Genomic DNA, 20,962 nt, shown 5'->3' with positions numbered 1-20,962 from the left:
CGATTGAGTTCTGAATGCTAATTTTTGAATACCTCATTAAAACACAGTTTTTAACTCTAAATTAATTAGGAAAGATCGACATGAGCCGAATTTTAGTGATTGAAGATGAACTATCAGTGCGAGAAAATATACTCGCCCGTTTGGAAGCAGAAGGATTTGATACGATTGATGCAGAAAATGGATTGAAAGGCTATCAGATGGCATTAGCGCATAAGCCAGATCTGATTATTTGCGATGTGATGATGCCAGAAATGGATGGCTATGGGGTATTAACTATGGTACGTCAAAATCCGCTCACAGCATCAACTCCATTTATTTTTTTAACGGCTAAAGCTGATAAATTAGACGTGCGCCAAGGCATGGAAATGGGAGCAGATGACTACATCAGCAAACCATTTACACGCACGGAACTATTGGGGGCGATCGCGGCGAGATTGCAAAAGCAGGCATTTGTCGCCCAACAGTCAGAAAAAAAGCTAGCCGAGTTACGCAGAAGTATTACCGATGCTCTACCGCAAGAACTATTGTTACCTTTAAGCGAAGTCCTAGCTTTTTCTAAAGTCCTAGTTGAAAGTTACGATACAATAAAACCTCAAGAACTATTAGAAACCGCCCAGAATTTACATAATTCTTCTCAACGCCTGCAAAGAATGATTGAGAATTTTATTATGTACGCTCAAATTGAACTATTAGCAACTAATCCTGAAGAACTACAAGCTTTACGCAGTTGTCAAACCCTCAACCCTAGCGATATTATCTTTGCTATAGCAATTCAAAAGGCAAAACAATATCAACGAGAAGCAGATTTAATTTTACAAGTTGCTAATTCTAACGTCAAAATTGCGAAGCGAGACTTGAAAAAAGCGATCGAAGAAATTATCGATAATGCTTTTAAATTCTCTGAAGCTGGCACATCTGTTCATGTCAAAGCTGCCACTGAAAAAGATGGATTCAAAATTAGTATTACTAACTACGGACGCGCTATGTCTAACGAACAAATTGCTAGTATTGGCGGTTATATGCAATTCGAGCGCAAATTTTACGAACAACAGGGTTTAGGCTTGGGTTTAATTTTGGCAAAACGCATCACAGAATTACATGGAGGTAAATTATTTATTGAAAGTGGCGGGACAGAATTGAAAACGACTGTCAGCGTGTTGTTGCAACGTTAGATGTAGAGACGTTGCGTGCAACGTCTCTACATCTTCACGTCGTATATTCAGCGTTAATCTTCACGTAATCGTAGCTGAGATCGCAGCCCCAGGCTATGCCAGAACCGAAACCACTGCCAATGCTGACGGCAATTAAAACGGTTTCGTCTTGAAAGCGATCGCCTCCGCTTTGACGCTCGAAAGCTTGTGTTTCTCCATCTTTAACCGCTAATAATTCGTTGCTCTGGGCAGTACTAACGGTTTCTACTTGAGACTTTTGTGCTGCTTTTTGCTTTAAGTATGCACTAGCAGCAGCGCGATCGAAGTCTAAGGGCTGTCCGTTTTCCATTAAGAGAAAATCTCCTAATTGGATTCTGAGATTTTCCTGCTCGAAAGGTACTCCCGCACGTCCCGCCGCAGCTGCAATTCTACCCCAGTTGGGATCGCGTCCGAAAATGGCTGATTTAACTAGAGAAGAACCAGCGATGGTTTTTGCTACCTGACGCGCGGCTTTTTCGTCGGTTGCCCCTGATACTTGCACTTCAATTAAACAAGTTGCCCCTTCACCGTCGCGGGCGATCGCTTTGGCTAGATGCTGGCACACGGCTGTGAGCATTGCTTCTAATTTTTCTGCCTCTGCACCCATTTCGGTAATTGCTGGGGTGCGCGATTGTCCGTTGGCTAAGGCAATTAAACAATCGTTGGTGCTAGTATCGCCATCAACGGTGATTTGGTTAAAACTTTTATCGGCAGCTCGACTCAACATATGTTGCCATAATGCGGGAGAGACAGCCGCATCGCAGGTAACAAAAGCTAACATCGTTGCCATGTTGGGGTGGATCATGCCCGAACCCTTAGCAATACCACCAATTCGCACGGGGCGATCGCCCATTGTTGTTTCTAAAGCAATCGATTTTGTGACTAAATCTGTAGTGACGATCGCTTGTGCAGCCGCATCTCCGCCTGTTTCGGAAGCCTCTGCAACTAGTTGGGGAATGCCTGCGTGCATCTTGTCCATCACAATTCTTTTGCCAATTACCCCAGTAGAGGCAAGCAACACCGATTCTGAGGGAATACTCAATGCTTGCCCCAGTGCCATCGCACACTCTAGGGCATCCAACCAGCCTTGAGAACCCGTAGCAGCATTAGCTTGCCCTGCATTGCAAAGAATCGCACGGGCGCTGGGTTTGTCTTGTAATCTTTGCTTGCAGTAATCGACACAAGCAGCACGGACTTGAGATGTGGTAAACACACCTGCGGCGATCGCTTCTACATCTGACAAAATTAGGGCTAAATCTGGTAGTCCTGAAGGCTTTAACCCCGCTCTAATGCCTGCCGCTTTGTAACCCCTTGGCGCAGTGATTCCACCGCTTATCTCATGCCATGCCATGTTGCCTGTCTCCCAACGCATAGCCTGCGATTATATCAGAAGGGGTGAGGGGTAAGGAGTGAGGGGTGAGAGATTTTGAGAATTAAGGGGTGGTGTCAGCTACTAAAACTCCCAAGACACTGTTCCTTGCACGGTGAATGGTTCGCCATAGAATACGCGGAATCTATTTAACGCAGCTTCAAAGTAATCTGCGTCGAATAGATTTCTAAAATTTAGAGCAGCTCTGAAGCGATCGCGCTTGTAAAAGATAGAGGCATCAGTGCGAAAATAGCTGGGAGCTTGAAATGTATTGGCTAAATCGCCTTGTCGTTCTCCCACAAAATATAATCCCAAGCCAAAGCCTAACCCTTGCAAAGAGCCTTGTTGAATTTCATAGGTCGTCCATAAATTAAAAGCATTTTCTGGTGTATTATTTAGGCGATTGCCAACATCAAAAGTTTCATCTTCTCTAATCCGCGCATCGGTATAAGCATAGCCACCAAAAACGTTCCATCCTGGTAGAATTTCACCACTAACATTGAGTTCAATACCTTGGCTGTTTTGCTTACCTGTTTGGATAGAAAAACCTTCATTTAGGGGATCGTCAGTTAAGACATTAGAGCGGGTTAAATCGTATAAGGCGAGGGTTGCAGACAGTTGTTCGTTCAAATCTGCTTTAATCCCAACTTCGTATTGCGTCCCGCGTTCTGGTTGAAATTGGTTATTATCGAAAGATCTACCGATTGCTGGTGTAAACGAGCGAATATAGCTGGCATAAAGAGAAATCGGTTCAATCGGTTGATAGACGATACCTATGCGGGGACTGAAAGCATCTCCAGTTTGCTCTTGTTCTGTGTCTTCAATGAAATCTTCTGTGGTTTGCTTAAAGGTATCAAATCGACCACCCAATAGTAACTTGAGATTGTCTGCTAGCGTAATTTGGTCTTGAATATAGATACCCAGCGAATCTGTCAGCCTAGAAGTATCACCTCTATCAGTAATAGGACCTATTGGCTGACCGTACACAGGGTTAAAGAGATCGAGTGGTGCAGCAGTTCCAGTGACATACTGTTGTCGGTATTCATTGACTCGATATAAATCAAAGCCAAATAGAAGTTGGTGTTGAATAGAACCAGTGGAAAAAGTACCCAAAATATTTGTGTCTAAATTAAAGATGTTGTCATCATATTCACCAAGCTCATAACCACGATTTAGGGTGCGATTATCAGAATCGAGACTTGTAGCATATAAAAATTCTCGATTTGCACGATAGAATGAAGCCAAGAAGCTACTTCTAATTGACCAATTTTCGCTAAGCTTGTGTTCGAGTCGATAGCCTGCTTTGCTTGTCGTAATCCCAAAAGTGTCATCGTCTCCGATAGGAGATTCACTATAATTCAAGTTGCGTGGTAACCTGCCAATACCAGTAGGCAGAACCGAACCAACTGCTGGTTGACCTAGTAAGAAGAAAAAGTCCCATTTGCGGTACTCTGCTTCTAAGGTCAGCTTCGTGTTTTTACCAATATCGAAGCTTAAAACGGGTGCAATAAAGAAAATTTTATCTTGTTGGAAATCAATAAATCCTTTGTTATCTTGATAGGCAGCATTAAGTCGGTAGGCAATTGTTTTAGAACTGTTTAATGGTCCAGACAAATCGATCGCGCCTCGATAAAAGTCATAGTTGCCGATCGTCCCTTCAACCGCATAGAACGGCTCGCGAAGTGGCTGTTTTGTCACGATATTAATCGTTCCACCTGGACTCCCCAAACCAAATAATACCGAAGCTGGACCTTTCAAGACTTCAACGCGATCGACATTGGCAAATTCAAGTCCTAATCCTCCACGCGGATCTCTCAATCCGTTACGCAAGAGATTTCCAGTAAAGCCAGAAGACTGAAATCCGCGAATCGTTACTGCCCCGTCTCTTACATAAGATGCTCTCGTTCCAGTCACGCCGCTGACATTGCGGGTAGCATCCTCTAAACTGTTGATATTTTGGTCGCGCAACACTTGTTGTGGTACTACCTGAATCGATTGGGGAATGTCGCGCAAAGGTGTGTCGGTTTTGGTTCCAGTGCTGGTATCTGTAACACTATATCCATCTTGCTCGCCCGTAACCACAATTTCCATTTCTTCCCCTGGCGCTGTATCTGCTGGTTCGGGTGCAGATGGTGGAGTGCTTTCGCCTTCTGCCTCTGGTGTCGTTGCTTCTGGCTGGGTGGGAGTTTGCGGTATGGTTGGAGGTGGTACGGGTGTTTGAGCAGTGGGAGCGACGGGGGCAGTTAAACTGAAAATGCTATTGCCATTACTCTGCCTCACCTTTGCTGTTGGCAATCCTTCAGAACCGATCGCACTCACCCGAATACCATTGTTTCCTTGTGGAGTAACGCTAACAATCGCAATTCCAGCGTTGGGGTTTTCCTGACGAAAGCTGTTGCCTTCTGGTAAATCTAAGCGAGCATTGGTAATGTTGGCAACAAAAGTTTTTCCATAACCGGAAGTCACAATACTGAGTGGCTGCTTGCTTGTAGTTTCCAAGAATATTTCCAAACCACTATCCGTTTGGTTCAGTCGCACGCTTGTAACGGTTACGGGCGATGGAATACTTATGCTTGACTGAGCAAAAACTCGTACCTGTACGACTGGAACGATCGAAAGAGAAAACACACCTGCTAGAAATAGCGATCGCCACCACAATTTCAACATCACTCACACCAAACTGAGAAGAATTGTCAAAAACAATACAGGATGGTAAGCGCGATCGAAAGATATTTTGGCGGTTGGAGGAACTTTTTTTTAACGCTAGAAGAACTTTTTTCGCTGCATCTGATAAGTCTTAGGATTGAAACCAAATTTTTTTCTAAATGCCTCCGCAAAATAGCTTTGATTGTTAAATCCCACGGCAGCAGCAACTTCAGCTACTTTCATTTCTTTAGTTTCTAACAGTTGACGCGCTTGCTCTAGCCGATAGTGGTGCAGGTAAGCAAAGGTAGGTTTGCCAAAACAAGTGCGAAATCCCTCTTTAAGCGCGCGGCTATTTAGCCCTACTTGTTGCGCTAGGTCTATCAACGATGGCGGATTGTCAAGTTTTCGTAATAAAATTTCTCTAGCATGGTGAATTCTCTCCACTACATCAGGCTTTAAGGAGTAAGATTCGCCGCTACCTTTCCAGATTTCTATTTCCTCCACAACTACCATTGCCATCAATTCTAGGGCTTTGCTTTCTAGGTATAACCGTTTGGCAATTCCTTGATAGGGACACTGTACAATTTGCCGCGCCACTCTTTGCATTGCCAGTGAAGCATTTCCCCTACGACAGTAATGTTCCCGATCTAACTGTCCGATCCACGGCTGCAATGCTGGTGGTAATTCTCCTGCCTGGTTACTGGCAAAAGAGTACAGCACCTCTGGCTTTATATGTACGATCGCTTCCAGATAGGGTTGCCTATCCGAACAATCACAAGTTCTATGCGGATCGATGCCAATTCCAAATAACCCATATTCGCCGCTACCAATAGATGCGCGACGATCCTCATGTCTACCTGAAAAATGAAAGTGATACTGGATGTCCTGTCGTTCCTGTTCGGGGTGTTTTGTCACCATGCGATCGCGTAACTGAAGATCTCCAATCGTCAACTCTAGTCCCTGTCGCAGTTTAATTTCCCGCCAGTAGCCCTGTCCTAGCGGTTGTGGATACTTGTACATCACATCCAACGGATCGTCAGGATCGGGGTGTTGCGTTAGCGAAGCTGACCGAAGGTATCGCTCCACAGTCTCCTGAAATAGGTCGTTGAGGGCTTGCTGGGAGATAGTGATAGTCATGAGGGTTCAGCCATGCAGATAAGAGGCTTTGAGGATTAATAAGAAATTATCGCATTAAAGCCTTTTGGCGATCGCCCAACTTAAAGCATGACAAAGACGCGATCGCCTAGTACGTCACCTAAAACTGCCACGAAATCGTTCCCAGCACCGTAAAAGGCTGTCCGTAGTTAACACGAGTAGCACTAGAACCATTTTCAAAATACTCTATATCAAATAGGTTTCTAAAGTTGAGTGCAATTCTGAATGTATCTCTGTTATAGAAAACAGCCGCATCAGTCCGAACATAACTAGGTATATCGTAAGTATTGTCCAAATCTCCAGCGCGATCGCCTACAAAAAACAAGCCAAAGCCAACACCTAACCCTTGTAAGTTACCCTTTTGAATTTCGTAAGTAGTCCATAAGTTAGCAGCATGGTAGGGAGTGTTGGGTAATTGGTTTCCAGAATCATAAGTATTATCTTCAGTGATTCGTGCATCTGTATAAGCGTAGCCTGCAAAAATATTCCATCCTGGCAAAATTTCGCCTGCAAGATTCAGTTCGATCCCTTGGCTATTTTGCTCGCCTACTTGGATAGAAAAATCTGGATTATCAGGGTCTTCTGTTAAGACATTAGTACGAGTTAAATCGTACAATGCAAGTGTAGCTGACAACCGATCGTTTAAATCTGCTTTTACTCCAACCTCATACTGACGACCGCGTTCTGGCTCAAAGGGATCGTCCAAACTACCACCAAAAAGATATGTGCCTCTTGCTGGAGTGAATGAACTGATATAGCTAGCGTAAAGTGAAATAGCTGGAATAGGTTGATAGACAATCCCAAAACGAGGACTAAATGCACTATCTGATAGGCTGCTTTCCGTGTCAGCAGAAAAATCTTCAGATTTTTGGTCGAAAGTATCAAAGCGACCACCCAATATCACTTTCAAGCTATCTATTGGTGAAATTTGGTCTTGAAGATAAATCCCCAATGAGTCTGTAATTGTGGTGTTACTAGTTTCTGAACTAAGTTCACCTCGTGGCTGACCGTAAATAGGATTGAATATATCAATTGGTGCAGCAGTAGCTTCAGCAAATTTTAGTGTTTCGTTCTCATAACTATTCAAATCAACTCCAAATAACAACTGATGCTGAATTGAACCAGTGGAAAATTTGCCAACAACATTCGTAGTTAAAGCATAAGATGTGCTTTGAAATTCGTAATCTCGGTAGGAACGATTCAGCGTGCGATTATCTGCTTCTAAGCTTCCGGGAAGCGTTCTTTTGTCGCTGTAATCGCGAAAATTGTATGCAAAAGTATTGCGTAACGACCAGCGATCGCTAAACTTATGTTCTAGTTGATATCCCAGCCTAGTCAACGATGCATTGATTTCATCTGAAGGTTCGCCAACGTTGCGATCGCGTGGTATCTTGCCATTAGGGTTGCTTAGTACAGAGCCAACAACGGGTACAAAAGGTGTGAATCCAGAATCCTTGGTTTCGATATAATCTCCTTCTATAGTCAGGTTAGTTCTCTCACCAATTGCCACAGTGACGACAGGTGATATATTAAAATGTTCGCTATTGTAAAAATCAATAAAACTATCTGAATTTCTGTAGGCTGTGTTGAGACGATACGATACGGTTTTTGCATCGTTTAAGGATCCAGATAAATCAATTGCACCTCGATAGAAACTATAACTACCAACAGTTGCATCGACACCATAAAAAGGTTCGCTTAAGGGACGCTTAGTGATGATGTTGATGCTTCCACCTGGATTACCTAAGCCAAATAGCACTGATGCAGGTCCCTTGAGGACTTCGACTCGCTCGACACTGGAAAGTTCAACAGATTCTCCCGCCCCCGCATCTACTTGCCCATTCCTGAGCAAATTATTATTTAATGCCTCAAATCCGCGAATTCTATAGGTAACATATGGACCAGAATTAAAATCTGGAGTTGCACCAGCCACATTTCTGAGTGCATCATCCAAGCGAGTAATCTGTTGGTTGCGCAACACTTGTTGTGGTACTACCTGAATCGATTGGGGAATGTCGCGCAAGGGTGTATCGGTTCTCGTTCCCGTCGTTGCACTGGGTACAAGATACCCATCTTGCTCCCCTGTCACCACAATTTCAATTTCTTCGTCCCCTTGCACCGATCCCTCTGGCTGTTCGTCGGGTGTAACTGGTGGGGGTATTTCTTCTGTTTCTGGTGCGATCGCCTCTGGCTGAGTTGGAGTTGCTGGTACTGCTGGCTGAGGTGTGGGTGTTTGAGCTGTGGGAGCGGCGGGGGCAGATAAACTGAGACTGGTACTGCCATTACTCCGTCTCAACTTTGCCGTCGGTAATCCCGCCGAACCGATCGCACTTACCCGAATACTACTTCCCTGCTGAGTGACGCTCACAACTGCTATCCCACCAGTTAAGTTTGACTGACGAAAGCTGTTGCCTTCTGGTAGGGCTAGCCGAGCATTGATAATATTGGCAACAAATGTTTTTCCGTAACCAGAAGTCGCAATACTGAGTGGCTGCTGGCTTGTAGTTTCCAATAACACCTCTAAACCACTATCTGTTTGCTTCAGCCTTACTCCGGTGACAGTTATGGGTGATGCATGACTTGCTGGTGACTGAGCCAAAACTCTCTTTTCGATCGATACTGCTGGAATCACCGAAACAGAAAATACACCTGCGAATAATAGCGATCGCCACCACAATTTCAACTTCACAACCCACACCTATAAACTAGCTAGGAATTTCTCTCAGTTAGCTTACAGGAAACAAATGATACTCAAGCGATCGTAATTCGGCTTAAACGGAATTTCTTTTCAGCTCAAACGGAATATTTTTTCATGCAGTCGCGCGGTCGTATCCCAAACTTTTTATAAAAAGCTCTGCCAAAAGCAGTAAAATCCCTGTAACCGACCATTTGAGCGGCTTCTCCCACTCTCCAGGTTCCTGCTTCAAGCAGTTGCCGTGCTTGCTCCAAACGATAGTTGTGTAGATAGCCGAATACTGTTGTCCCGAAAATCTGCCGAAAGCCCCGTTTTAGAGTACATTCATTGAGTCCTACTTGTCTTGCCAGTGTTGCCAGAGTTAGCGGATCGTCCAATCGTTGTAGCAAAATATCTCTGGCGTGGTGGATTCTGTCTACTGCATCAGATTTTAAAGAGTAAGGATTGTATTTGCCGTCCCCGATTTCAATTTCCTCAGCAATCAGCATTCCCATTAACTCCAAAACCTTACCTTCCAAGTACACTCGCTTGGCAATTCCTTGGTAGGGACACTGGACGATTTGTTTAGCTACAGTCTGCATGGTAGGGGTTGCAGTTCCCAGACGGCTGTAACGCTCTCCCTCAGTCTGTCTAATCCACGGTTGCAAGCAGTGCGGTAATTCTCCTTCGCAATCGCCTGCGAAGGAGTAAAGTAACTCCGGCTGTACGTGGATCAGAATCTCAAAGTATGGTTCTTTACCCGAACAATCCCAAACTTCTTGAGGAGCTAAACCATTGCCATAAAGTGCGTATTGTCCGCCACATATTGAGTTGTACCTGTCTTGATGCTCTCCAGAAAAATGAAAGTGATATTCCCACCAATCTTCCCGTTCTGGCGCTCCGGTAATAATGCGATCGCGCATTTGCAAGTTTCCAATTGTCAACTGCAATCCTTGGCGCAGTTGAATTTCCCGCCAGTAACCCTGTCCCAACACTTGCGGAAATCGATACACTGCATCCAAAGGATCGTCGGGATCTGGGTGTTGCGTTAGCGAAGCTGACCGAAGGTATCGCTCTACCGTCTCCTGATGAAACAGTTCGTCGTAGGCTTGCTGGGAAATGGTGATAGTCATGACAACGGAGGCATAGAACTTAATAAGAAATTATCTCATTAATTCCTTTTTCTACTTGAAGCGATCGTAGCTTTTTCAGTTATCAGTTATCAGTTATCAGTTACTTGCGATCGGAATGCAGGGGAGAAAAACAAGAAAGCCTCTTGCCAACTACCAACTAACCATTACTACTATTCACCGCTCGCTGAAAAAAGCCAAAAAAAAAGAGAGTCAGTTCGGTGACTCTCCCAATCATCAGGGTGCATCTACTCAGTAGAATATAACAGGTGGTGTGTAAAGAATCTTACGGCTTTCTACGGGATTTTCTTAAAGATCCGATGAAGAATTGCTGTTTTTGGAGGAAGCAGAGAGCAGCGAGCAGGGAGCAGTAACCAGTTATCAGTTATTAGTGGCTAGTAAAAGCGCGGCTGGAGACTAGAAAAAATTCCAGCTACTAGCCACCAGCCACTCATCAATACCCAACAACTACCAACTACCAACTACCTATTACCCATTGAGCTTTTCCGCTAACAGTTGGTTTGTCAGTTTCGGATCTGCACGTCCGCCTGTTTGCTTCAGCACTTGCCCGACAAAGAAGCCGAGAAGCTTGGTTTTGCCGTTACGGTACTGTTCTAGTTCTTTGGGATTGGCAGCAATGACTTGCTCGACGATCGCTTCTATGGCGCTGCGATCGGAAATTTGAATTAATCCTTTACGTTCTACTAACTCCTTCGCCGAACCACCTTGAGCTAGCAGTTCAGGCAAGATATCTTTAGCAATTTTGCCGCTGATTGTATTGCCTTCAATCAACTGAATCAATTCGGCAAGAGTATTTGGTTTGAGGGCAAGTTCGGTAATGTTGAGCTTATTGCTATTTAAGTAAGCTGCAATATCTCCCATAATCCAGTTAGCAGCTTGTTTTGCCGAGGCTCCAGCCGCCACAGTTGCTTCAAAATATTCCGCTACCGCTCGCTCATCGGTTAGTACGCGGGTGTCGTAAGCGGAAAGCCCCAGTTCGCTTTCATAGCGATGGCGTTTTTGGGCTGGTAATTCTGGCAACTCAGCACGCCATTTTTCTAACTGTTCTTTGGAAACTTCAATCGGCGCTAAATCCGGTTCGGGGAAATAGCGGTAGTCGCTAGAACCCTCTTTAGTCCGCATACTAACAGTGCGTTGGCTGCCTTCTTCCCATAGCCTGGTTTCTTGAACAATTCTTTCTCCAGACTCTACAGCCGCAATTTGCCGTTCGATCTCGTATTCAATCGCCCGTTGAATGGCGTTGAACGAGTTCATATTTTTAATTTCTACCTTCGTGCCAAACTCTTTTTGTCCGACAGGACGCACGGAGATATTGACATCGCAACGTAAAGAGCCTTCTTGCATATTGCCATCACTGACACCCAAATAGCGCAAGATCCGACGTAGTTCTTGGGCGTATTCCGCCGCTTCTTGTCCAGAACGCATATCGGGTTCTGAGACAATTTCCACCAAAGGCACGCCAGCACGATTGTAGTCTACTAAAGAGTAAGTAGAACCAGACAGGCGATCGCTACCCCCGTGTACTAACTTGCCTGCGTCTTCTTCCATGTGCAAGCGCGTAATCCCAATTCGCTTACTGATAGGGTTGTTATCCGCATCGAGAAGTTCGATTTCTAACCAACCGTGTTCGGCAATTGGCAAGTCATACTGAGAAATTTGATAATTCTTCGGTAAGTCGGGATAAAAATACTGTTTGCGATCGAACTTGCTATAAGGTGCAATTTGGCAATTTAACGCCAAACCCGCCTTCACTGCGTATTCCAATACCTTCTCATTCAATACGGGCAACACTCCAGGTAAACCCATACAAATCGGATCGATATTTGTATTTGGAGGCGAGCCAAACTCTGTAGAACTGCTAGAAAAAATTTTCGTATTCGTATTCAGCTGGCAATGGGTTTCTAAACCAATAATCGCCTCATATTTAGTTTTTGTCGGTGCAGCAGTAGTCATATCTTTTATTTGCCGCTGTGATTGTAATACTTTCCAATCTTTACACTTCTCTGGTTTTTGGTCACGCAAAGACGCAAAGGCGCTAAGAATCTTTTGCGTCTTCGCTACGCCAGTCGCGGGACTCGGGGGAAACCCCCGCACGGCGCTGGCTCGTCTTTGCGTGACATTTTCTCAGACAAACTTTAACTAAGTGATACTGTAATAATATCACATTGACATTATGAACAAACTAATTATATCGTTGTGATATCACATTAAAATCAGGTGACAAAAATCTATGGAGCGATTAAAGGAGCGTCCTGCCTTTAAGGTTGATGGTTTTGTGGCGTTGGTAGTATTAGGTGCGATCGCAATTTTGGCTATTTGGTGGCTGTGGACGACTATCCACGGATGGGAGGCAATCTTAGGTAGAACTCTGAAAATTACCGATTTTCTGGGAGAAGACACCGCAGCAGAAATAAGTGCATGGCTGGGAGCAACTCTAATTGCAGTCGTTATCCCTACATTTTCAGGCTTCTTTACGGTGGAACCAAACCAAGCAGTTGTAGTAACATTTTTGGGTCGTTACGCTGGTAGCGTTAGAGAAGCAGGATTTTGGTGGACTAACCCTTTTACCCGCAAACGCAAGATTTCATTGCGAGTACGCAACTTTAACAGCAAAATTCTCAAAGTCAATGACGCTCAAGGTAGCCCAATTGAAATTGCAGCCGTGGTAGTTTGGCAAGTTGTAGATTCTGCCAAATCCTATTTTGAAGTAGACGACTACGAAGAATTTGTTGCCATCCAAAGTGAAACGGCAATTCGTGCCTTAGCGATCCGCTACCCTTATGACACAGGTGATGATGAGAGTATACCTTCGCTGCGAGGCATTCCTGACGAAGTAGCGCGATCGCTGCAACAAGAATTACAAGCACGGTTAGAAGTTGCGGGGGTAGAGATTATTGAAGCTAGGCTTTCTCACCTTGCCTACGCGCCAGAAATTGCTCAAGCAATGCTCCGCCGCCAACAAGCTAAAGCAATAATTGACGCTCGACGGCAGATTGTAGATAGTGCTGTAGGGATGGTTGACGAAGCATTGAGAAGGTTAAGCGAACAACAAATCGTCGAATTGGATGAGGAACGCAAAGCTACGATGGTGAATAATTTACTTGTGGTTTTAACCTCGGAACAAAACGCTCAGCCTGTAGTCAATACTGGTAGTTTGTATACATGAGTCAAAAAAAAAGATTCTTGCTGCGTCTAGATCTAAAACTGTATAAAGTATTAGAAAAATGGTCGGCTGACGAACTCAGAAGTGTCAATGCTCAAATTGAATACTTACTCACAGACGCGGCAAGAAAGACGGGAAGATGGAAGGAAGATCGGCACAAGAAAGTTTCTGAATCTCTCCCAGAAAATACAGATTCGGAAGATTTAGAGTGATGAAGATATCGAGATGTTTAGTTCAAAATATCGAAGTTTTAGCAACGAAATTTCGATCGGGCTGAAACTACTTCAGACAAATCCCCAAAAAGCCGATTGTGAAGAGTACATTTTGAAGTTTAAATAAATTTGAAGATTTTGTTAACCAACCTACTCTTCCAGAGCTGAAATGCCATACTTCTGCTAATAATGGCGATTGACGTTTATTTTCAGGCTATTTATGAGTAACAACGGGAATCAGGCTCAGCTAGATTTAATTGAATCCTCTCCACACGCAGGTCAGAGATATTGGGGTTTGGTTGAGGTAATAGAAGAAGGAGAAAATTATCGAATTAATCGGATTGAAATTAAACCGAAGCACCGCATAAAATCGCAAATTCACTACCATCGTAGCGAACATTGGGTTGTTGTTTCTGGTACGGCTAAAGTTAATTGCGGTGATGATGAGAAGTTACTACATCGCAATGAGTCAACATACGTACCTGTAGCAACGCTACATAGTATTGAAAATCCTGGGGCAATTCCACTCATTTTACTAGAAATTCAAAATGGCGAATATATGGGTGAAGATGATACCGAACGTCCTTACGATTTGACTTAAGATTATCTACCTGCGAAATCAATTCTTCATCTATCGTATTCACCACACTGCTGAATTAATTTCGCCACTAAACCCGTCCAACCCGTCTGATGATTTGCCCCTAAACCCGCACCATTATCACCATGAAAGTATTCGTGAAACATAATTAAATTGTGCCAGTGTGGATCGGTTTGGAACTTTTCTAGATCTCCATAAACTGGTCTTTTCCCCGATTCATCTTGCAGAAATATTTTAATCAGTCTTTGCGACAATTCCTGAGAAACTTCCCACAGATTCATTTCGCGACCCGAACCACTGGGAAACTCAACTTTAAAATCATCACCTAAATAATAATGAAACTTTTGTAATGCTTCTATGACTAAGTAATTGATTGGAAACCAAATGGGACCTCTCCAATTAGAATTACCCCCAAATATAGCATCACTTGATTCTGCGGGTTCGTATTTGACGTGATATTTTTGTCCGTCTAATTTAATGGAATAGGGATGAGAAGCATGATATTTAGATACGGAACGAATACCATAGGGACTTAAAAATTCGTTCTCATCTAGCATTGTTTTCAAAATGCAGCGCAACTTATTTTCTGCTTCCGTTCCTCCTGGTGGTTTATAACAAATTGCTAATAGCCTTCTTGCACCAATTCCTTTTGTTTCCATACAAGCAACATTTTGACGCAGATCGGGGCGATTGTTAATAAACCACTCCATGCGTTTTTTAAAACCAGGCAATCGTTCTAAAACGTCTGGTTCTAAAGTTTCAACAGCCAATAAGGGAATCAGTCCTACAAGACTTCGCACTTTCAGGACTATATCCCCATCAGCGGGGACGTGGAGCATATCGTAATAAAAACTATCGTCTTTATCCCACAAACCTTTGCGTTCCTCTCCCATACTATTCATCGCATCAGCAATGTAGAGGAAATGCTCGAAAAATTTACTGGCAGTATCTTCATAGGCGGGATTTTCTTTAGCTAATTCTAACGCGATCGCCAGCATATTTAAACAGTACATACCCATCCAACTCGTACCATCTGACTGCTGTAAATAGGCATCAGTAGGAACTTGGGTACTGCGATCGAATACTCCTATATTATCCATTCCCAAAAACCCGCCTTGAAAAACGTTTTTACCAGCTATATCTTTGCGATTTACCCACCAGGTAAAATTGAGTAAGAGCTTTTGAAATACCCGTTCTAAAAATAAGCGATCGGCGCGTCCGTAGATCTTTTGTTCGATCTTATATATGCGCCACGTCGCCCAAGCATGAACGGGCGGATTGACATCGCTAAAATTCCATTCGTAAGCTGGTAATTGCCCGTTAGGATGTAAATACCATTCTCGCGTCAAACGACTTAATTGACGCTTGGCAAAATCAGGATCGATAATAGCGAGAGGAATGACATGAAAAGCTAGATCCCACGCTGCATACCAGGGATATTCCCATTTATCGGGCATGGAAATAACATCATCGTTAAATAGATGAATCCAATCAGTATTTCTCACGTTTTGTCGCGATTTTGATGGCTTAGGATGAGCCGGATCGCCTTGCAGCCATTCATGGATGACATAATAATAATATTGTTTAGCCCATAGCATCCCCGCAAAAGCCTGTCGCTGGATATTGCGTCGATCTGGTGTTAATTGACAAGGAGAAGTAATGCGATCGTAAAACTCGTCTGCTTCTTGAATGCGAGTTTGAAATATTTGCTCGAAATCTTTACCAAATGGGGTGACTAAATAAGGAGAGTCGCATAGACGTAGGCAAATAGTTACGGTTTCACCTGCGGCAATATTTAGGTTATAATTGGCTGCAAATTTAGTACCAATTTGGCGAGGATTGACGGTGTTTTTATCATTGTTAACAAGATAATCGTTAATTCCATCTTTAACGAAATCAGATTTATTTTCGACCCCGAACAACTTTTGGTAGTTCGTGTCATTTTCAGTAAATAATAACTCTGCTGTACCTTCACAATACAACCAGCGATCGCCTAAACTAGGATGAGTAGATTCGATAATACTCAGATTGCTATCTTGATGCAGCTTTTTCAGTCTGGGTTTAGCGGTTTCGGCTCGTCCCCAAGCCCAAGTATTGCGAAACCATAATGTAGGCAATAAATATAAATTTCTAGTTTCCGAAGCACGATTAGCGATACTAATTTTAATTAAAATATCTTCAGGTGTATTTTTGGCATATTCAACAAAAACATCAAAATAAGTGTTATTGTCAAATATTCCTGTATCAAGTAATTCAAATTCACGATCGCGCTTGCTGCGATTTTGATTTTCTGTCACTAATTGAGTATAGGGAAAAGCTTGCTGAGAATATTTATAGAGATATTTCATGTAAGAGTGAGTGGGAGTATTGTCAAGGTAAAAGTAACATTCCTTGACATCTTCGCCGTGATTGCCTTCATTACCAGTTAAACCAAACAGCCTTTCCTTTAAAATTGGATCGACACCATTCCAAAGCGCGATCGCAAAACACAAGCGTTGGTGATTGTCGGAAATACCTGCAATTCCATCTTCACCCCAGCGATAAGCGCGAGAACGCGCTTGTTCGTGAGAAAAATAATCCCAAGCCGAACCATCAGCACTGTAATCTTCGCGGACTGTTCCCCATTGTCGTTCGCTTAAATACGAACCCCAGCGCCGCCAGTGTGCTTTGCGATCGCGGTCTTCTTGTAATCTTTGTTCTTCTTGAGTCATGATGAGAATTGAGAATGAGGAATAGAGGATATGGGGGACAAAGAAAATTAGTAATTTTTGACTTTCTTACATAACGTCTTTGTTTTTTGTTCTCACTCGCTGATATAATTCTTCCATCACCGTAATAAAGGAAGTATCTTTTTGCCAAAAAGCGGGATAGTCCCCCTGTTTTTTCACGACAATTGCTGGAATAATTGCTGGTTCGGCAACTTCAATATTTGATGGTAAGCGCTTAGTTCCAAGCCAGAATTCTCTAGAATGCATCTGCTCGGTTACAGGCACTTGTTCGAGTTTTGTATAGTAAGATGTTTCTGCTACTAAAGGAGTTTCTTTAGTAGTTAATTCGGCAGATAAAACTTGTCCTAAAGGAGATTTCACGAGTTCTGACTGCAATTCTTCCTTAGATAAACCCCTCAATTCAAATAAGAGAAATGGGTTATGGTCGAGTTGAGATGCAACTAAGTAATAAACACCTGCAATATGTTTGCAAGGGTTAGCATAATCGGGACAACTACAGCTCGTTTTGAAGTCTTTTCTACTATGCGGTAGTAAATGCAATCCTAAGTCAGCAAAAGCTGAGTCAATACTGTCTGGCACTTCACTCATTAACAACTTTGATACAAAACTTGCTTTAGAAGAAACGTATTTAATTGCCTTTGACCAACTCGCTTTGTCAATTGGAGTAATTTCGATTTTTGTATCGTATTTTGGTTCTTTATATACCCCAAAATAGGGATTTATCGAACCTCTCACCTTAGCCGTAATTTTGTTGCCGTCAATTTTATATTCAATGATTTTACCATTGCTAGCATAGGAACGTCCGCGCCCCAGCCTACCAGAATCGCTGAATGCTTCTAAGGCTTCAATGAAACGCTTTCCCCACCAAGTTCGACTGAATTTAGCCACGATCGCTACTCCAATATTGCAGTTTTATTTAATGCAATTAGTTGTTTAAATGCTTCATTATCGAGTTCTGTCAGCCAAGACTCATCATTACCAACAATCGCAGAAGATAGCTTTTTCTTATCGGCGATCATTTGGTCGATGCGTTCTTCTAACGTACCCATTGCAACGAATTTATGTACGAAAACATTCTTCTTTTGACCGATCCGAAAAGCTCTATCTGTCGCCTGATCCTCTACTGCGGGGTTCCACCAGCGATCGAAGTGAAAAACATGGTTGGCTTTAGTCAGAGTAATTCCCACTCCTCCCGCTTTTAAAGATAGAATAAATACCGATGGTTCTGTTTCAGGGTCTTGAAACTCGGCGATCGCTGCTTCTCTTTTATTACGGTTTGTCCCACCGTGAATGTAATAAGTATTGTAATGACAATTGTGCTTCAAATACTTTTCTAAAGGGTCGCAAATTTCTTTAAATTGACTGAAGATCAACATACTTTCTCCTTCAGCAATCGCCTCTTCTACCATTTCTATTAAACGGCTAAGTTTGTGCGATCGCTCTGGAGAAAATTCGCTACTATCTTGTAAAAACTGTGCCGGATGATTGCAGACTTGTTTGAGTTTCAATAAAGTCGATAGAATTAACCCTTTGCGTTGAATTCCCTCTGATTCTTCAATTTGCTTTGAGACATCTTTTACGACAGCTTCATAGAGCGAAGCTTGTTCTTTTGTCAAGTTACAATATAAATTTTGTTCGACTTTATCCGGTAAATCATTAATAATCGATTTATCAGTTTTGACTCGCCGTAAAATAAACGGTTCGACTAGTTTCTTTAAACTACTAGATTTGACTTTACTATTATCTTTTTGAATTGGGATTTCAAACGATTTCCGAAATTGTGCTTCTTTTCCCAAATAACCTGGATTGAGAAAATTGAAAATCGACCATAAATCTAATAAGCGGTTTTCTACAGGCGTTCCCGTTAAAGCTAGTCGATGTTTAGCTTGTAATTTTAAAACGGCACGAGTTTGAGCTGCTTTCGGATTTTTGATATTTTGGGCTTCATCTATTACTATGCGCTGCCACGTTACACTACTTAAAAGTTTTTCATCTTTACGAGCAAGAGTAAATGAAGTAATTACCACATCGTGTTTGAGACAGGTAGCTTTAAATTCAGCTTCATCTTTGAGGCGATCGCTACCATGATGTACCATTGCTTGTAGATGTGGTGCAAATTTAGCAATTTCCCGCAGCCAATTTCCTACGACTGATGTAGGTGCAATTAATAAAGTTGGTGGTGTAGCAATCGCTTCTTTTTCATTGATGATTCTGGTAATCACTTGTACCGATTTTCCCAGTCCCATATCATCAGCTAAACATCCGTTGATCCCTAAAGCTTCTAAATATTGCAGCCAAGCTACACCACGTTTTTGATATTCCCGTAAAGTCCCTTGCAACTGCGGCGGATCTGAAATTGGTTCTAGCTTGCTTTTGTCCTGCAACTTCGCCATCATTGTTGCTAAAGCATCATCGTGGTCAACTTCTAATTCATCTTCTGATGCTGCTAATTTCATTAAATCGAGTAGCGACATTTCTGGCTGTTCTTTAGCTTGAGATTGCCAAAATTCCAACATCTGCCGCATTTTATCTTGGTCTAATTCTATCCACTGACCCCGAAATTGTACGAGCGGAGTTTTCGCATTCACAAGTTGCTGCCATTCTTTTTGCGTGACAGCCTCACCGCCAATTGCCAATTCGTATTGATACTGTACTAGAGAGTCTAGACTGAAATATCCCTGGTTTGCAGTTGTCGATTTAGCGCCGCGTGAAGACGTTTTGAGACGAATCTTGGCGCGACGACGACCTTCAGGAGTCCACCAAGCAGGAACGATAACTTTGTAGCCTGCATCTTCTAATACCCAGGCGTTTTCTTTGAGAAATTCAAAGGCTTGTGTCAAACTTAGTTGTAACCCAATCGGGCGATCGGTTTCTAATCCCTCCCAAAGCAAAGGATACATTCTTGCTGCGTATCCCAAATTCAATAACAAATCGGCTTCAAAATCCGTACCCAAATGTTTAAACCAAGCTTTTTTAGCTCTTTGGTTCATACCCCAATAATCGGATAGCGATAGCTTTAAAGAAGGGTCTTGTTTTGGCGCTACTAAAAAGTCAATATTCCAATTATCTACGCGATCGGCTGGCGCTTCCTGGAGTTGAAAACAGAGGTCAAAAGGGGTAGCAGTTTGGGTACGGGTAATTTTTTCTTTCCAGGCGTACCACTGTTTGTATTCTATTAAAGCGCGATCGCTTTGTTGGGGAGTATTGTTAGATTGAAAGCATTTTTGCAGCAAGGAATCAGAGATTAAGCTATCAAATGCAGCCGTGGAAGGGGTATGAGTTATAATGTCTCGCAGTAGATATTCGGAAAAGTGTCGCAGCAAAGTTTCTGGAGTAAAAAACTCCACGCGATCGCTCGAAGTTGCCCGTCCCGCCGTGCAGATAGCTGGCATATAATCAACATATTTTTGGACGATCGCATCGTATTGTTCGGAGACTATTTCCCAAGCTGGATAAATTTCAAATCGATTAGCTGTCTGTTTGCGTTTACTTTTGGTTGCTGGCAGTTCGCGATATTTTAGTGCTGGGATATATTGGTCTTTGAGGATAATTTCTTTAAAAGCTTGGGTGTAGTGATACCAAAATACTAAATCCGAACCAAATTGAATTTCATCAGCATTATTTAAAGCTAAAAAATGAATGTCGTTGAGCAGTTTAATAATATGACTGACTTGACTATAGCTGTAACTGTTTGTTTTGACGCTGGTATTAACTAGGTAACAAGCAATTGCCCAATATGCAAATCCTTCATTTTCTAGCTCGATGTCATCAAGATATCTGGCTAATTCTGGTGAAGGAAGGGGGCGATCGCTTGCAGTTGGTAGGGCAAAGTATTTAGTAGAAATGCGATCGTTCGTCTTGCTATAAGTAGCTGAGGCAATTCCCAATTGCTCAGTTAAGAAGGCTTCTAGATCTGCTGAAGCCAAATGAAAAGGATGGGTGCGCCGATCGGTGTTGCGACGTTTTTGGACAGTTGAAGTTTCTACCCACAGGTAAAATGCACCATCTTGAATGAAATCAGCTTCGGCAGAGGGAATCCAAGTACCGTGGATGATTTTCATGGATAGATACCAGG

13 protein-coding genes are annotated in these 20,962 nt (G+C 42.8%); 4 read left to right on the top strand and 9 right to left on the bottom strand.

All coding sequences use genetic code 11. The annotated features are described in order from the left end of the window. Window positions 1-80 precede the first annotated feature (80 nt). Window positions 81-1,172, top strand: coding sequence for a response regulator (locus M5J74_RS27655; protein ID WP_015157088.1), 1,092 nt, complete (start codon window positions 81-83; stop codon window positions 1,170-1,172). A gap of 34 nt (window positions 1,173-1,206) precedes the next feature. Here the strand turns inward: M5J74_RS27655 and argJ are convergent, their stop codons facing one another. The 6 genes from argJ to gatB form a co-directional block, all read right to left on the bottom strand. Then, window positions 1,207-2,562 (bottom strand): bifunctional ornithine acetyltransferase/N-acetylglutamate synthase, encoded by a 1,356-nt coding sequence (gene argJ / locus M5J74_RS27650; protein WP_250014430.1) that lies wholly within the window; start codon window positions 2,560-2,562, stop codon window positions 1,207-1,209. Window positions 2,563-2,643: 81 nt separating this feature from the next. Then, window positions 2,644-5,226: a TonB-dependent siderophore receptor gene (locus M5J74_RS27645; protein ID WP_250014429.1), complete on the bottom strand. Its 2,583-nt coding sequence runs from the start codon at window positions 5,224-5,226 to the stop codon at window positions 2,644-2,646. Between the two features lie 96 nt (window positions 5,227-5,322). Then, the gene (locus M5J74_RS27640; RefSeq protein ID WP_015157085.1) at window positions 5,323-6,342 is read right to left on the bottom strand and encodes an AraC family transcriptional regulator; all 1,020 of its coding nucleotides are present in this window, start codon (window positions 6,340-6,342) and stop codon (window positions 5,323-5,325) included. Window positions 6,343-6,460: 118 nt separating this feature from the next. Beyond that, window positions 6,461-9,049, bottom strand: a complete 2,589-nt coding sequence (locus M5J74_RS27635) for a TonB-dependent siderophore receptor (RefSeq protein WP_250014428.1) — start codon at window positions 9,047-9,049, stop codon at window positions 6,461-6,463. Window positions 9,050-9,153: 104 nt separating this feature from the next. After that, entirely contained in the window at window positions 9,154-10,167 is a 1,014-nt protein-coding gene (locus M5J74_RS27630; protein ID WP_250014427.1) for a helix-turn-helix transcriptional regulator, read from the bottom strand. A gap of 486 nt (window positions 10,168-10,653) precedes the next feature. Continuing rightward, window positions 10,654-12,138 (bottom strand): Asp-tRNA(Asn)/Glu-tRNA(Gln) amidotransferase subunit GatB, encoded by a 1,485-nt coding sequence (gene gatB, locus M5J74_RS27625; RefSeq protein ID WP_106166628.1) that lies wholly within the window; start codon window positions 12,136-12,138, stop codon window positions 10,654-10,656. 277 nt (window positions 12,139-12,415) lie between these two features. On the opposite strand from gatB, the gene M5J74_RS27620 reads away from it, so the two are divergent. From M5J74_RS27620 to M5J74_RS27610, 3 genes are all read left to right on the top strand, one after another. Then, complete coding sequence (locus tag M5J74_RS27620; RefSeq protein ID WP_015157081.1) at window positions 12,416-13,351, top strand: SPFH domain-containing protein; 936 nt, start codon at window positions 12,416-12,418, stop codon at window positions 13,349-13,351. Beyond that, window positions 13,348-13,560: a hypothetical protein gene (locus M5J74_RS27615; protein WP_250014426.1), complete on the top strand. Its 213-nt coding sequence runs from the start codon at window positions 13,348-13,350 to the stop codon at window positions 13,558-13,560. Before M5J74_RS27620 ends, M5J74_RS27615 begins: the two co-directional genes overlap by 4 nt. Before the next feature lie 220 nt (window positions 13,561-13,780). Further along, window positions 13,781-14,161, top strand: a complete 381-nt coding sequence (locus M5J74_RS27610) for a phosphomannose isomerase type II C-terminal cupin domain (RefSeq protein WP_015157079.1) — start codon at window positions 13,781-13,783, stop codon at window positions 14,159-14,161. Between the two features lie 26 nt (window positions 14,162-14,187). On the opposite strand, the gene M5J74_RS27605 is transcribed toward M5J74_RS27610, so the two are convergent. The 3 genes from M5J74_RS27605 to M5J74_RS27595 all read right to left on the bottom strand — a co-directional run bounded on the left by M5J74_RS27605 (window position 14,188) and on the right by M5J74_RS27595 (window position 20,948). Beyond that, window positions 14,188-16,869 carry a glucosidase gene (locus tag M5J74_RS27605; protein WP_250014425.1) on the bottom strand — a complete coding sequence of 894 codons (2,682 nt, stop codon included), beginning with the start codon at window positions 16,867-16,869 and terminating at the stop codon, window positions 14,188-14,190. A 66-nt stretch (window positions 16,870-16,935) separates the two neighbouring features. Beyond that, complete coding sequence (locus tag M5J74_RS27600; RefSeq protein ID WP_250014424.1) at window positions 16,936-17,775, bottom strand: SWIM zinc finger family protein; 840 nt, start codon at window positions 17,773-17,775, stop codon at window positions 16,936-16,938. A gap of 5 nt (window positions 17,776-17,780) precedes the next feature. After that, entirely contained in the window at window positions 17,781-20,948 is a 3,168-nt protein-coding gene (locus tag M5J74_RS27595) for a DEAD/DEAH box helicase (RefSeq protein ID WP_250014423.1), read from the bottom strand. Window positions 20,949-20,962 lie beyond the last annotated feature (14 nt).

The sequence above is a fragment of the Chroococcidiopsis sp. CCNUC1 genome (genome assembly GCF_023546805.1).
GTDB classification, from domain to species: Bacteria; Cyanobacteriota; Cyanobacteriia; order Cyanobacteriales; family Chroococcidiopsidaceae; genus Chroococcidiopsis; species Chroococcidiopsis thermalis.
The sequence above is the reverse complement of the archived record's forward strand: the minus strand, read 5'-3'. Positions and strand labels throughout refer to the sequence as shown.